The following is a 12956-nucleotide window of genomic DNA, read 5'->3' as shown; positions in this document are numbered from 1 at the left end:
CGGGCCGGCTCCCCATGCCCTGATCCCTCGATAGACCGGGAGTACGCCCTCGTGGCCACGTTCCTCTACAAGCTCGGACGGCTCGCGTTCCGGCGCCGCCACTATGTCGCCCTGGTGTGGGTGGCGCTGCTGGCGCTCGCCGGGGTCGGTGCCGCCTCCGCGTCCACCCCCACGTCAAGCTCCTTCTCCATCCCGGGAACGGAGGCCCAGAAGGCCTTCGACCTGCTGGAACAGCGCTTCCCCGGAGGCAGCGCCGACGGCGCCACCGCCCGGGTCGTCTTCAAGGCGCCCGCGAACGAGAAGATGACCGACGCCGGCCACAAGGCCGAGGTCCGCGCGATCGTGGACGAGCTGTCGGGCAGCTCCGACCAGGTCTCCTCGGTGACCGATCCGTACACCGCGAAGGCCGTCTCGAAGGACGGGTCGACGGCGTATGTCTCGGTCTCGTACAAGGTCGCCTCGATGGAGCTGACGGACGAGACCCGTACGGCGCTGGAGGAGACCGGCGCCGACGCGCGGGCGCAGGGGCTGGCGGTGGAGATCGGCGGTGACGCGCTCCAGGCCGCCCCGGAGACCGGTGCCACCGAGATCATCGGTGTGGCCATCGCCGCGGTGGTCCTCGTCATCACCTTCGGATCGCTGATCGCGGCCGGGCTGCCGCTGCTCACCGCGCTCATCGGCGTCGGTGTCGGCATCTCCACCATCACCGCGCTCGCCAATGTCCTGGACCTGGGCTCCACCACCTCCACGCTGGCGATGATGATCGGTCTCGCGGTCGGGATCGACTACGCGCTGTTCATCGTCTCCCGCTACCGCGCCGAGCTGGCCGAGGGCAGGGCCCGTGAGGAGGCGGCGGGACGGGCCGTCGGCACCGCCGGGTCCGCCGTGGTCTTCGCCGGTCTGACGGTCGTCATCGCGCTGGTCGGCCTCGCCGTCGTCAATATCCCGATGCTCAGCAAGATGGGCTTCGCCGCCGCCGGTACGGTCGTGATCGCCGTCCTCATCGCGCTCACCCTGATCCCGGCGCTGCTCGGCTTCGCCGGCGCGCGGGTGCATGGACGCAAGGACCGCAAGGCGCTGGAGAGCGACGCCGAGGGACACCACCACCACGCCGGGCGCAAGCCCAATCTGGGCACCCGCTGGGCGCGTTTCGTGCTGCGCAGGCCCGTCGCCGTCCTGATCACCGCCGTCGTCGGGCTCGGGGCGATCGCCATTCCGGCGACCTCGCTGGAGCTGGGCCTGCCGGACGACGGTTCGCAGCCGGTCAGCACCACCCAGCGCAAGGCGTACGACCTGCTGTCCGACGGCTTCGGTCCCGGCTTCAACGGGCCGCTGATGGTCGTGGTCGACGGCAGGGCCGACGACAACGCCAAGGCGACGGCCACCGAGGTCGCCGACACCGTGAAGAAGATGGACGGTGTCGCCGTCGTCACGCCGTCCACCCTCAACAAGGCGGGCGACACCGCGACCATCACGGTGATCCCCGAGGACCGGCCGTCCTCGGTCGGGACCGAGAACCTGGTGCACTCCATCCGCGCCACGGGCGGGGAGATCGCGGCGGACAACGGGGCCGAGGTCCTGGTCACCGGCGCCACGGCGATGAACATCGACTTCTCGCAGAAGATGAACGACGCGCTGCTGCCCTATCTCGCGCTGGTCGTCGGTCTGGCGTTCCTGCTGCTGATGCTGGTCTTCCGGTCCGTGCTCGTACCGCTCAAGGCGGCCCTCGGCTTCCTGCTCTCCGTCGTCGCCGCGCTCGGCGCGGTGGTCGCGGTCTTCCAGTGGGGCTGGCTCGGCGGTCTGCTCGGGGTCGAGCAGACCGGTCCCGTGATGTCGATGATGCCGATCTTCATGGTGGGCGTGGTGTTCGGCCTGGCCATGGACTACGAGGTCTTCCTGGTCACCCGGATGCGGGAGGCGTATGTCCACGGGGAGCGGCCGGGCGAGGCGATCGTCACCGGCTTCCGGCACGGCGCCCGGGTGGTCTCGGCCGCGGCGGTGATCATGATCGCCGTCTTCGCGGGCTTCATCGGCTCCAGCGAGTCGATGATCAAGATGATCGGTTTCGGTCTCGCGATCGCCGTCTTCTTCGACGCGTTCGTGGTCCGGATGGCGATCGTGCCCGCGGTGCTCGCGCTGCTCGGGAAGAAGGCCTGGTGGCTGCCGCGCTGGCTGGACCGGGCGCTGCCCAATGTGGACGTGGAGGGCGAGGCGCTGCGCAAGCGGCTGGGTGACACGGAGGGTTCCGACGGCGGTCCGGGGCCCGAGCGGGAACTGGTGGTCGTCTGAGGCCGGGGCGCCCGGCCGTCTGAGGCCGGGCCCCCGGACACCCGGGGCTGGTCCCCCAGGACATCCCGGGGGACGGTCCCACCCGAAACGCCGGGACCTCGGCGCGAGCGGCGCGTGGTCCCGGTACGCACCGGCAGCCGTGGGGACGGGAGCCGGAGCGGTGCACGCGGCCCGGTCCCGCACCCCTGGGAAGGTGTGGGACCGGGCCGCCGTGCTGTCCGCGGGGGGCTCCCGGGTGGGCTCCCCGATCCTCAGGTCCGGTGCGGCAGCCTGTCCCTCAGATCCGGTGGAGCGGCCTGTCTCTCAGGTCCGGTGGAGCAGCCTGCCGAGCTCGTTCTCGACCTGGATGTCGTGGCGTTCCTCACCCGCGGGGATCATCGCGTACGAACTCCTCAGGAACCGGCGCAGCGGCATGGAGTCGAACTGCACCAGCGCCACGCCTTCCGGCGAGTGGAACTCCAGCACCGTCTGCGCCCTGCCGCAGGGCCAGACCTGTACGTCACCGTCGCCGGAGGGCAGCCGCAGTCCCTCGTCGAGAAGGTCCCGGGCGAAGGCCCAGACCACCTCGCGGTGGTCGAGGGAGACCTCGGGGGGAAACACGATCCGCATGGCGAGCGGATCAGCGCCGTCGTAGCGAAGGGTGACCGAGACGGCCTTGGAATGGGGGGCGTCGGTGATGAGACGGCATTTGGCGGGCTGCTCGACGACGGGTGACATCGGCTGGCTCCTCTGCACTGCTGTGGCTGCGGAACACGGCTGGGGGCGCGGGTGCGGCTGCGACTGCGGCTCGGGAACGGATGAGATCCCCTCCGTTTGGGAGCGATTTAATACTTAATCATACAAAGAATGTCGGTTTGGCACTAATTCTTCCGAGTGAGGACATCCGTCGATCACGGGCGCGGCAACCCGCGTACAACCTGCTCTTGCGAACTGTTCGCAACAGGGCTCTATCATCGAACGGCTTGCCACCCCCCGCACCCCCCTCGCACCCCCCGGCGCAGCCCGTGCGCAGCATCAGCAGCAGGAAGCGGAGCCCGCTCATGCATGTCCCCGACGGATTCATCGATGTACCCGTTTCGGTCGCCGCCGGCGTCGTCGCCGCGGGTGCCGTGGCGGTCAGTCTCCGCGGCGCGCGCCGCGAGCTGGACGAGCGCACCGCGCCGCTCGCCGGCCTGGTCGCCGCCTTCATCTTCGCCGTGCAGATGCTCAACTTCCCCGTGGCGGCCGGTACGAGCGGCCATCTGCTGGGCGGGGCACTGGCGGCCATACTCGTCGGCCCCTATACCGGTGTCCTCTGTGTCTCCGTCGTCCTGCTGATGCAGGGCATCCTCTTCGCGGACGGCGGGCTCACCGCGCTCGGCGTCAACATCACCGTCATGGCCGTGGTGACGACCGTCGTGTCGTACACGCTCTTCCGCGGCCTGGCCAAGATCCTGCCCCGCACCCGCCGCTCGGTGACCGTCTCGGCCTTCGTCGCCGCGCTGGTCTCCGTACCGGCCGCGGCGCTCGCGTTCACCGGTATCTACGCCCTCGGAGGGACCACGGACGTCCCGATCGGCAAGGTGCTGACCGCGATGGTCGGCGTCCATGTGCTCATCGGGATCGGCGAGGCCGTGATCACCGCGCTGACGGTCGGCGCGGTCGTCGCCGTACGCCCCGACCTGGTCCACGGCGCCCGGGGACTGTCCGCGCCGCTGAAGCTGCGGGTGGGCGGGGAACTGGTCGACGCCGCTCCGGCCGCCACGCCCGCGCCGGTCCCCGTGGCCGCCCGCTCGCCGCGCGGGCTCTGGGCCGCGGGCCTGGTCACCGCCCTCGTCCTGGCGGGGTTCGTCTCCTTCTACGCCTCCGCCAACCCCGACGGTCTGGAGAAGGTCGCCGCGGACCACGGCATCGACCGGAAGACCGAGGAGCACGCCTCCGCCGACTCCCCGCTCGCCGACTACGGGGTCAAGGACGTCTCCGACGCCCGTCTCTCCGGAGGCCTCGCCGGAGTGATCGGTGTGAGCGGGACGGTCGCCGTGGGCAGCGGGATCTTCTGGGCGGTGCGCCGCCGCCGTACCGCCGCCGCCTCCCCGTCCACCGGGTCCGCCGTCGGCGGGAACGCCTGACATGGGCGCGGGCCATGCCCACAAGCTCTACCGGCACGGGCACTCGCCGGTCCACCGGCTCCCGCCGCACTGCAAGCTCGCCGCCGTCTTCTGCTTCGTGATCGTGGTGGTCTCCACCCCGCGCGAGGCGGTCTGGGCGTTCGCGCTGTACGGGGTGCTGCTCGCGGCCGTCGCGGCGGTGGCCCGCATTCCCGCGGGCTTCCTGCTGCGCCGGCTGCTGATCGAGATCCCGTTCGTGGCGTTCGCGGTGCTCATGCCGTTCGTGGTCCCCGGTGACGAGGTCCGGTTCCTGGGGGTGTCCCTGAGCGTGCCCGGACTCTGGGGGGCCTGGAACGTACTCGCCAAGGGCACGCTGGGCGTCGCCGCGTCCGTGATCCTCGCCTCCACCACCGAGCTGCGGTCCCTGCTGCTCGGCCTCCAGCGGCTGAGGCTCCCCCCGCTGCTCGTGCAGATCGCCTCCTTCATGATCCGTTACGGCGATGTCATCACCGACGAGATGCGCCGGATGTCGATCGCCCGGCGCTCACGCGGCTTCGAGGCACGGGGCGTACGGCACTGGGGGGTGCTGGCCAAGTCCGCCGGCGCGCTCTTCATCCGCTCCTACGAGCGGGGTGAGCGGGTCCATCTGGCGATGGTGAGCCGGGGATACACGGGCACGATGCCCGTCATCGACGAGGTGACCGCGTCCCGGGCGCAGTGGACCGGTGCGGCGGCCCTCCCGCTGACGGCGCTCGCCGTCTGTCTGCTTGGCTGGACCCTATGACCGTGCCACCGACCGTTCCCCCCGCAGTCCCTCCGGGCGTTCCCCCCGCTCCTTCTCTTGAGGTCAGCGGGCTCGCGTACGCCTATCCGGACGGCCACCAGGCCCTCTTCGGTGTCGAGCTGACCGTCGGGCGCGGTGAGCGGGTGGCGCTGCTCGGCCCCAACGGCGCCGGCAAGACCACGCTCGTCCTGCATCTCAACGGCATCCTCACGGCGGGGGCCGGTTCGGTCGCGGTCGCCGGGCTGCCGGTGGCCAAGGCCCATCTCGCGGAGATCCGGCGCCGGGTGGGCATCGTCTTCCAGGACCCGGACGACCAGTTGTTCATGCCGACGGTGCGTGAGGACGTGGCCTTCGGCCCGGCCGCCGCCGGACTGCGCGGCCCCGAGCTGGAGGCGCGGGTCGTCACCGCGCTCGGCCGGGTCGGGATGGCGGAGTACGCGGACCGGCCGCCGCACCATCTCTCGTTCGGGCAGCGCCGCCGGGTCGCGGTGGCGACCGTCCTGGCGATGGAACCGGAGATCCTCGTCCTCGACGAGCCCTCGTCCAATCTGGACCCCGCGTCCCGGCGTGAACTCGCCGACATCCTGCGGTCCCTGGACATCACCGTGCTGATAGTCACGCACGACCTGCCGTACGCGCTCGAACTCTGCCCCCGCGCGGTGATCCTCAGTGACGGTGTCATCGTGGCCGACGGGCCCACGCACCGGCTGCTGGGCGACGAGGAACTGATGTCCGCGCACCGGCTGGAGCTGCCGTTCGGTTTCGACCCGCGTTCCGTGTCGCCGGGACACGTAGCACCATAGAGGGGGTCGCGCCGCCGGGGCGTGGCGCGATGACGGACGGGTGGGGCGGACGTGGACGTCCAGGGCACGGTGGCGGCGGGCTTCGAGCCGGTCAGGGACGCTTTCGTACGGAACTTCGAGCGGCTCGGTGAACGGGGGGCGGCGGTCGCCGTCTTCCAGGACGGGCGCAAGGTCGTGGACCTGTGGGCGGGGACACGCGATGTGGACGGGCCGGACCAGGGCTTGGGCCAGGTGCCGGACCAGGGCTTGGGCCAGGTGTCGGACCGTCTTCCCGATGCCGCGCCGTGGGCCGTGGACACCGCGCAGGTCGTCCGCTCGGCGACGAAGGGCGTCGCCGCCGCCGTACCGCTTCTGCTGCACCAGCGCGGGCAGATCGATCTCGACGCCCCCGTCGGCACGTACTGGCCGGAGTTCAAGGCCGCGGGCAAGGAGCGGGTGCTGGTACGGCATCTCCTCTCGCACCGCGCGGGCGTGCCCGTGCTCGACCGGCCGCTCACCCCGGCCGAGGCGCTCGACGGGGAGTCCGGGGCACGCGCGCTGGCCGCCCAGCGGCCCGTCTGGGAGCCGGGCACGGACCACGGCTACCACGCGCACACCTACAGCTGGCTGATCGCCGAACTGGTCAGACGGGTCACCGGGCGGAGCGTCGGCCGGTGGATCGCCGAGGAGATCGCCCGTCCGCTGGGGCTGGACTTCTGGGTGGGGCTGCCCGCCGAGGAGGCCCACCGGGTCGGGCGGATCGGATCGCTGAGCGAGCCGTCGGCGGTCGGCGGCGCACTGCGGCTGCGCCCCAAACGGTCGGTCTCCGAGGCCTACCGGGACACGGAGTCGCTCACCCGTCGCGCCTTCGGGGTGATCGACCCGCGGCCCGACGAGAACGACCCGGCGTACCGGGCCGCCGAACTGCCCGGCTCCGGTGGTATCTCGACGGCGCGCGCCCTCGCCCGGTGCTACGCCGCGATGATCGGCCCGGTCGACGGCCACCGGCTGTTCGCGCCCGCCACGCTGACCCTGGCGCGTACGGAGGAGTCGGCGGGCCCTGACCGGGTCCTGGTCGTCGCCACCCGTTTCGGCCTGGGCTTCATGCTGCACGGCCCGGCGGCACCGCTGCTCGGCCCCGGCTCGTTCGGACATCCGGGGCGCGGCGGCTCGCTGGGCTTCGCGGACCCCGAGTCGGGGATCGCGTTCGGGTATGTGACGAACGGCATGCGGAAGGGAGTCACCGCGGATCCGCGCGCGCAGGCGCTGGTACGGGCGGTACGGTCTGCGGCGTCCGGGGGATCGGCGCCTTGAGGCCGTGAGGCCGTGAGGCTTGAGATCCTGAGGCTCTGAGGCTCTGAGGCTCTGAGGCTCTGAGGCTCTGAGGACAGGGACGGGGTGGCCCGATGGCCGGGCCACCGGGGCCGGGCCACATGGCGGTCGGGTGTTCCCGCCGCCGTACTACCCGGGATCGCGCTCGGAGTTGACCGGCACCACATTGGTGAGGTCCACCGCGGGACGCAGCGCCCTGGCGAGCTTGACGGCGTCGTCCACCGCCCACAAGTGGGTGAAGAACAGCCGCGGTTCCTCCGTCAGACCGTGGTTGTGGACCTCGACGAGCTCGATCCCGCCGCGCCGCAGGGTCTTGAGGACGTCCTGGACCTCGTCGGCGATCATGGCGAAGTCGCCGTTGAGCGCGGCCCGTCCGCCGCCCAGGGGCTGGAAGTTGAAGGCCGAGGTCGCGCCCAGGCCCTGGGGCAGGACCAGGCCCCCGTCGATGATGGGCTCGCGGCGGGCGAAGACGGACTTGTAGATCCCGCCGTCGTTGGAGCCCTTGACCCCCATCACCGCCTCGATCCCGGGGATGTCCAGGGCGATGCGCGGCGGCCGTCCCACAGGCTTGGCGGGCGGGCTCTTGGTCCGGTCGATGGCGACTTTCAGACCACGGGCCAGTGCCACCGCGTCGTGCCCGTGCCCGTGGATATGGGTCCACCACACGTCCGGCTCGTGGGCGAGCAGATGCTTGTGGAGCGCGGTCACCGCGATGCCATGATCCGTCAACGCGTCGATCACCTGCTGGAGTTCGTCCTCGGCGACATTCAGATCACCCATGACCAGGACGCTGTCGTCGCTGTACCGGACGAAGGCCGCGTGTGAACCCAGGGCGAGCCCGGGGGTCACCTTGACGCCGTGAGAGATCACCTTGAGGTCGTCGCGCGGGAAACGGGTGTGGTAGAAGAGGTTGCGCACGGTGCTGCCCGAACGGCCCAGCGCCTTCGCGACCTGCTTCCAGTCCGCCACCGTGGTGGGTACCGGTGTGGCGTGCCCGTGGTCGTCGCCCCCGCCGGACTTCACCTGGGGGGTTCCGTCGGCCTTGCTGGGCTCGGTCAGGGTGGCCACGGTTCCCACTCCGGCCAGCACGGGGGCGAGCGCGGCCGCGACCACCAGCCGCCGTCGGGGCCGTGCGACCGCTGTGTCCTGTGTGTCGCTTTCCTGCTGCGAGTCTCCGCTCATCACATTTGTACCTCCGTGACGAGATCAAAACATGATCCGCCGGAGCGCGCGATCCGCGGAACGGTGCCCGGCGGTCGCCGAACAGCCCCTGGGGGCAGCGGTGCTGGGCCGTGATGCCGAGCCGTTCCGTTGGGTCATCCGGGGCACGGGTGCCGGGACCCTGGTGCGGCCGGTGCGGTCGGCGACATGATCGCCCGATGACACGTTTCGAGGGATACGGCGTACTGATCACCGGCGCGGGACAGGGCATCGGCGCGGAGACCGCGCGCCGGCTGGCGGGGGAGGGGGCGCGCGTCCTGGTCACGGACCTCGACGAGAAGCGCGCGACGCGTGCGGCGGAGACCATCCCGGGCGCGCTGGCGTACGGCTGCGATGTGGCCGACCGCGCGTCGGTGGAGGCGGCGGTCGCGTACGCGGTGGAGCGCTTCGGCCGGTTGGACGTCCTGGTCAACAACGCCTACGCGTGCACCCCGGACGCCCCGCTCTTCGAGGACGAGTCGGACGAGGTCTGGGCGAGGGATCTGGACATCACGCTCACCGGCGCCTTCCGCTGCGCCCGCGCGGCACTTCCGCATCTTGTCGCCTCCGGCCGGGGCGCGATCGTCACGATCGGTTCCGTCAACGGCGAGCAGGACTTCGGCAATCACGCGTACAGCGCGGCCAAGGCGGGCCTGGCCGGCCTCACCCGTACCCTCGCGGGCCACGCGGCGCCCAGGGGGGTACGGGTCAACCTCGTCGCCCCGGGGACGATCGCCACGGACGCCTGGGCGGGCAGGGAGACGCAGTTGGGCCGCGCGGCCCCCCACTACCCGATGGGCAGGGTGGGTACGCCGGCCGATGTGGCGTCGGCGGTCGCGTTCCTGGCGTCCCGGGACGCCGCGTGGATCACGGGGGTGACGCTGCCGGTGGACGGCGGGCTCCTGACGAGCAATGTGGGACTGAGGCGGGCGCTCGGCGGCGAGGTGTGACGCCGAGCGCCGAGCGCCGACTGCCGGCCGCCGACTGCCGAGCGCCGACTGCCGAGCGCGGGCCCTGGGCCGCGGGCCGCGCGTCCGGCGCGGTCCCGTGCGGTCCCGTGGGGGGACGTCGTGGCGCGAGGCGGGTCTCGGGCGGCGCGGCGGTGGGTCGCCCGGTGCTCGGGTCGCGGGCGGTCGGGTCGCCCGGTGCTCCGGTCGCCGGTGCTCGGGTCGCCCGGTGCTCGGCTCGCGCGGCGTTCAGGTCGGTCAGGCGGTGTGCAGCATCAGGCCGATGCCGACCACCATCAGACCCGCCGCCGCGATCCGGGGGGTGCCGAAGCGTTCCTTGAAGAAGAGCGCCCCGATGGCCGCGCCCACGATGATGGAGGACTCGCGCAGCGCCGCGACCGGCGCGAGGGGCGCGCGGGTCTGGGCCCACAGGACCAGCCCGTACGCCACCATGGAGAGGGCCGCGCCCAGAAGGCCGAGCAGGGCGTGGGGGCGGAGCTGGGTGAGGAGCAGGGCGCGGCGGGTGTACACGGCGTACGCCGGGATCAGCAGGCCCTCCAGCATCATCAGCCAGGCGATGTAGCCGACCGGTGAGCCCGAGTTCCGTACGCCCACGCCGTCCACGACGGTGTACAGGGCGATGAACAGGCCCGTCGCGAGCGCGGCCAGCAGCGCGGGCCAGTCGGGTCCGCCCCGGGGACCCCCGTACGACCCCCGTATCCCCCAGAGCGCGAGGCCCACCAGCCCCGCCGAGGCGACCGCGACCCCCGCCGCCTGCCAGACGTCCAGCGACTCGCCCACGAACACCGCCGCCAGCACGGTGACCACCAGGGGCGCCGTGCCCCGCGCGATCGGATACATCTGGCCGAAGTCCCCGAGGCTGAACGAGCGCATCAGCAGGAGCAGATAGCCGACGTGCAGCAGCGCCGAGACGATCAGATACGGCCAGGCCGCCGCGTCCGGCACCGGCGCGAAGCACACGACGACCGCGCCGAGCACCGACGCGCCCCCGGCGATCAGGGTGGAGGCGACGAGCTGGTCCTTCATGGAGTGGGCGATGGCGTTCCAGCTCGCGTGGGTGAGGGCGGCGACCAGGACCGCGACGGCGACGAGCGGTGTCACGCCTTGCGCTCGCGCACGTCCACCAGAGTGCCGCCCGCGTGCTTGACCAGGGACGCCGGGTCCATGGGGAACACCGTGTGCGGGGTGCCCGCCGCGGCCCACACCACGGCGTGTGCGAGCAGCCCCCGGTCGGCGAGCACACGGGTCTTCGTGCGGTGTCCGAAGGGCGGGACGCCGCCGATGGCGTATCCGGTGGTCTCCCGTACGGCCTCGGCGTCGGCCCGCGTCACGGCCGCCGCGCCCAACTCCTGCCGCACCCGCTCCACATCGACCCGTGAGGCGCCGTCCATCAGGACCAGTACGGGCACCCCGTCGGCCTCGAAGACCAGCGACTTGACGATCTCGCCGAGGCCGCAGCCGATCGCGGCGGCGGCCTCCGCGGCGGTGCGGGTGGCGTCGGGGAAACGGCGGATCCGCTCCTTGACCTCGTCGAGGCCGAGCTCGCGCAGGGCCTTGGCGAACCGGGGGTGGGCGGCGGAAGCGGTGGTGTGGGGAGTGCTCATGGGCCGCACGCTAGCGCTCACGGCACGACCGGTACCACCGCCTTTACCCCGGGGCCCCTTCCCGGACCCTTTCCCAAACCCTTCCCCGGGCCCCGGGCGGGACCTCGCGGACCGGACCGGGAACGCGGAACGCAAGCGCGGACGCGGACACCGACACCGACGAGCAGCCCCCCGGCCCCACTCGAACAGCCGAGCGGCTCGGCACCGGCTCTTGACGGCGTGGGCCGGGCGGGTGACGCTCAAGCAATCCGCTGCAATCGGATCGTCACGGGGAGAGGTCATGCGCCTGCGTTTCCTGGGGATCATCCCGAACACCGGCAAGGATGACTCGCCCACCATCTGGCTGGACGAGGACAGTGGAGACCTGCTGATCCAGTCCTACCGGGCCACCGAGGAGGAGGTGAAGGCGTGCCAGGAGATCGGTTCGATTCCCGGCCATGGCACGGACGTCCCGGACCATGAAGCGATCATTCGGTTGCCGAAGGTCATGATCCAGTACATCCCCCGACCGGATGGAGGCATCGCCGATGAAGCCTCCGGCGCGTGAGCCGTTGTCCCGTGCGCGACGAACCGCCATCCATCTGGAGGTTCGTGATCAGTACGCGAGCACTGATCCCGACTTCCTCGAATGGCGCGAGGGCCGCCGCACGTTCACGCCGGACAACCGTGCGGACTGGTGGGAGGGCTGGCACGACGCGGTACAGGCTGCTGTTTCGCGTGGGGTCGCGGTTCGTCGTGCCCGCGTGGTCTCCGAACCTCTGACCGAGTACGTTCGGTGGGAATACGACTATGCGGTGACCAATATCGCCGCCGGTGAGGATGTTCGTTGGCTTCCGCGACGCCAAGCCAAAGACCTCGCGGTGCCCGCTGTGGATTTCTGGGTGTTCGACGGTGAGTTGGTGCTTTTCCATCACTTCAGCGGGGACGGCGTTCTGACGGAACGCGAGTACGTCAACGACGCGACCTTGGCTGCGTGGTGCAATTCTGCATTCGATTCCGTCTGGGAGCGGGCCACGCCTCACGAGGAGTACAAGCCGGTCTAGTGCGATCAGCATCGTCTAGCGTCCAAGAGGCCCGGCAAGCCTTGGCCGGTCGTCTTCGCGAGTTGGTCAAGGATGCCGGACTGGACGGCAAGGATCTCGCGGCCTTGTGCGGCTGGCACCCTTCAAAGGTTTCTCGGATCTCGACAGCAAAGACGCAACCGAGTGAGGACGATATTCGGTCGTGGTGCCAGGCGTGCGACGCCGAGGATCAGATAGGCGACTTGATCGCGTCGCTTCGGGCCACTGAGGGTACCTGGCTGACGTGGCGTCGGTTGGAGCGCGCGGGGCTCAAACGGTCCCAAGAGGAACGGCTACCGCTGTACCAGCGCACGCGACGTTTCCGCTCGTACAGCGTGTGGGCACTTCCCGGACTCCTCCAGACCTACCAGTACACCGAGGACGTGCTTCGGACGATTCAGCAACAGCGGGTGCCAATGGATGATGTGGCCGACGCGGTGGCTGCCCGTATGGAGAGACAGCGAGTGCTGCGTGAGGGACGGCGGGTGTTCGCTTTCCTGATCGAAGAACCCGTTCTGAGAAACACACTCAGCACTGGGGCGGCACAGGAAGAACAGCTGGAGCATCTGCTCACTGTAAGTGCCTTGCCCAATGTCAGTCTCGGTGTCATTCCTGTCGCTCAGCAACGCCCTCAACTTCCGGTTGAGAACTTCTGGATCTATGACAACGCACAAGTCAACGTGGAGTTGGTGTCGGGTTACTTGATGCTGACTCAGCCCAGCGAGGTCACGGCATATTCGGATACCTACACCAAGCTCTCCGGCATGGCTGTCCACGGTGCGCGGGCGCGTGCCTTGATCTACAAGGCGCGGGACTCGCTTGTCTGACTCGTCTGCAATCACGTGCAAT

General features: G+C 70.8%; 13 protein-coding genes. 9 read left to right on the top strand and 4 right to left on the bottom strand.

From position 1 onward, the window contains the following. Nucleotides 1-51 precede the first annotated feature (51 nt). Entirely contained in the window at nt 52-2289 is a 2238-nt protein-coding gene (locus ACFYYH_RS21415; RefSeq protein ID WP_388553251.1) for an MMPL family transporter, read from the top strand. A gap of 303 nt (nt 2290-2592) precedes the next feature. On the opposite strand, the gene ACFYYH_RS21410 is transcribed toward ACFYYH_RS21415, so the two are convergent. Continuing rightward, on the bottom strand, nt 2593-3006 hold the full coding sequence (locus tag ACFYYH_RS21410) for an SsgA family sporulation/cell division regulator (protein WP_388553249.1): 414 nt from the start codon (nt 3004-3006) through the stop codon (nt 2593-2595). A gap of 323 nt (nt 3007-3329) precedes the next feature. On the opposite strand from ACFYYH_RS21410, the gene ACFYYH_RS21405 reads away from it, so the two are divergent. Genes ACFYYH_RS21405 through ACFYYH_RS21390 form a run of 4 tightly spaced genes read left to right on the top strand, consistent with a single transcriptional unit; the run spans nt 3330 to nt 7256 of the window. Beyond that, nucleotides 3330-4397 (top strand): energy-coupling factor ABC transporter permease, encoded by a 1068-nt coding sequence (locus ACFYYH_RS21405; protein ID WP_388553247.1) that lies wholly within the window; start codon nt 3330-3332, stop codon nt 4395-4397. A gap of 1 nt (nt 4398) precedes the next feature. Further along, a complete protein-coding gene (cbiQ, locus tag ACFYYH_RS21400) occupies nt 4399-5160 on the top strand; it encodes a cobalt ECF transporter T component CbiQ (RefSeq protein ID WP_388553244.1) in 762 nt (253 codons plus the stop codon). After that, entirely contained in the window at nt 5157-5963 is an 807-nt protein-coding gene (locus tag ACFYYH_RS21395) for an energy-coupling factor ABC transporter ATP-binding protein (protein WP_388553241.1), read from the top strand. The genes cbiQ and ACFYYH_RS21395 overlap by 4 nt, the downstream gene beginning before the upstream one ends. Before the next feature lie 51 nt (nt 5964-6014). After that, the gene (locus ACFYYH_RS21390) at nt 6015-7256 is read left to right on the top strand and encodes a serine hydrolase domain-containing protein (protein ID WP_388553238.1); all 1242 of its coding nucleotides are present in this window, start codon (nt 6015-6017) and stop codon (nt 7254-7256) included. Between the two features lie 147 nt (nt 7257-7403). On the opposite strand, the gene ACFYYH_RS21385 is transcribed toward ACFYYH_RS21390, so the two are convergent. After that, complete coding sequence (locus ACFYYH_RS21385) at nt 7404-8456, bottom strand: DUF1259 domain-containing protein (protein ID WP_388553235.1); 1053 nt, start codon at nt 8454-8456, stop codon at nt 7404-7406. A 197-nt stretch (nt 8457-8653) separates the two neighbouring features. On the opposite strand from ACFYYH_RS21385, the gene ACFYYH_RS21380 reads away from it, so the two are divergent. Next, the gene (locus ACFYYH_RS21380) at nt 8654-9424 is read left to right on the top strand and encodes an SDR family NAD(P)-dependent oxidoreductase (protein ID WP_388553232.1); all 771 of its coding nucleotides are present in this window, start codon (nt 8654-8656) and stop codon (nt 9422-9424) included. Between the two features lie 255 nt (nt 9425-9679). Here the strand turns inward: ACFYYH_RS21380 and ACFYYH_RS21375 are convergent, their stop codons facing one another. Together ACFYYH_RS21375 and ACFYYH_RS21370 are read right to left on the bottom strand one after the other, a co-directional pair. Then, nucleotides 9680-10543 (bottom strand): EamA family transporter, encoded by an 864-nt coding sequence (locus tag ACFYYH_RS21375; RefSeq protein WP_388553230.1) that lies wholly within the window; start codon nt 10541-10543, stop codon nt 9680-9682. Further along, nucleotides 10540-11046, bottom strand: a complete 507-nt coding sequence (locus tag ACFYYH_RS21370; RefSeq protein ID WP_388553228.1) for a YbaK/EbsC family protein — start codon at nt 11044-11046, stop codon at nt 10540-10542. Before ACFYYH_RS21370 ends, ACFYYH_RS21375 begins: the two co-directional genes overlap by 4 nt. 280 nt (nt 11047-11326) lie before the next feature. Here ACFYYH_RS21370 and ACFYYH_RS21365 point away from each other — a divergent pair, with 280 nt between their 5' ends. Genes ACFYYH_RS21365 through ACFYYH_RS21355 form a run of 3 tightly spaced genes read left to right on the top strand, consistent with a single transcriptional unit; the run spans nt 11327 to nt 12934 of the window. Further along, nucleotides 11327-11593, top strand: a complete 267-nt coding sequence (locus tag ACFYYH_RS21365; protein WP_388553226.1) for a hypothetical protein — start codon at nt 11327-11329, stop codon at nt 11591-11593. After that, nucleotides 11574-12089 carry a DUF6879 family protein gene (locus tag ACFYYH_RS21360; protein ID WP_388553223.1) on the top strand — a complete coding sequence of 172 codons (516 nt, stop codon included), beginning with the start codon at nt 11574-11576 and terminating at the stop codon, nt 12087-12089. The genes ACFYYH_RS21365 and ACFYYH_RS21360 overlap by 20 nt, the downstream gene beginning before the upstream one ends. Before the next feature lie 41 nt (nt 12090-12130). Then, nucleotides 12131-12934 carry a helix-turn-helix domain-containing protein gene (locus ACFYYH_RS21355; RefSeq protein ID WP_388553220.1) on the top strand — a complete coding sequence of 268 codons (804 nt, stop codon included), beginning with the start codon at nt 12131-12133 and terminating at the stop codon, nt 12932-12934. Nucleotides 12935-12956 lie beyond the last annotated feature (22 nt).

It is taken from the genome of Streptomyces sp. NPDC002018 (genome assembly GCF_042890865.1).
Classification (GTDB): Bacteria; Actinomycetota; Actinomycetes; order Streptomycetales; family Streptomycetaceae; genus Streptomyces.
The sequence above is the reverse complement of the archived record's forward strand: the minus strand, read 5'-3'. Positions and strand labels throughout refer to the sequence as shown.

Bases quoted from the DNA above. Each gene is read 5' to 3' on its own strand.
- ACFYYH_RS21410 (WP_388553249.1), bottom strand. From the start codon at position 3,006: ATGTCACCCGTCGTCGAGCAGCCCGCCAAATGCCGTCTCATCACCGAC.
- ACFYYH_RS21405 (WP_388553247.1), top strand. From the start codon at position 3,330: ATGCATGTCCCCGACGGATTCATCGATGTACCCGTTTCGGTCGCCGCC.
- cbiQ (WP_388553244.1), top strand. From the start codon at position 4,399: ATGGGCGCGGGCCATGCCCACAAGCTCTACCGGCACGGGCACTCGCCG.
- ACFYYH_RS21395 (WP_388553241.1), top strand. From the start codon at position 5,157: ATGACCGTGCCACCGACCGTTCCCCCCGCAGTCCCTCCGGGCGTTCCC.
- ACFYYH_RS21385 (WP_388553235.1), bottom strand. From the start codon at position 8,456: ATGAGCGGAGACTCGCAGCAGGAAAGCGACACACAGGACACAGCGGTC.
- ACFYYH_RS21380 (WP_388553232.1), top strand. From the start codon at position 8,654: ATGACACGTTTCGAGGGATACGGCGTACTGATCACCGGCGCGGGACAG.
- ACFYYH_RS21370 (WP_388553228.1), bottom strand. From the start codon at position 11,046: ATGAGCACTCCCCACACCACCGCTTCCGCCGCCCACCCCCGGTTCGCC.
- ACFYYH_RS21365 (WP_388553226.1), top strand. From the start codon at position 11,327: ATGCGCCTGCGTTTCCTGGGGATCATCCCGAACACCGGCAAGGATGAC.
- ACFYYH_RS21360 (WP_388553223.1), top strand. From the start codon at position 11,574: ATGAAGCCTCCGGCGCGTGAGCCGTTGTCCCGTGCGCGACGAACCGCC.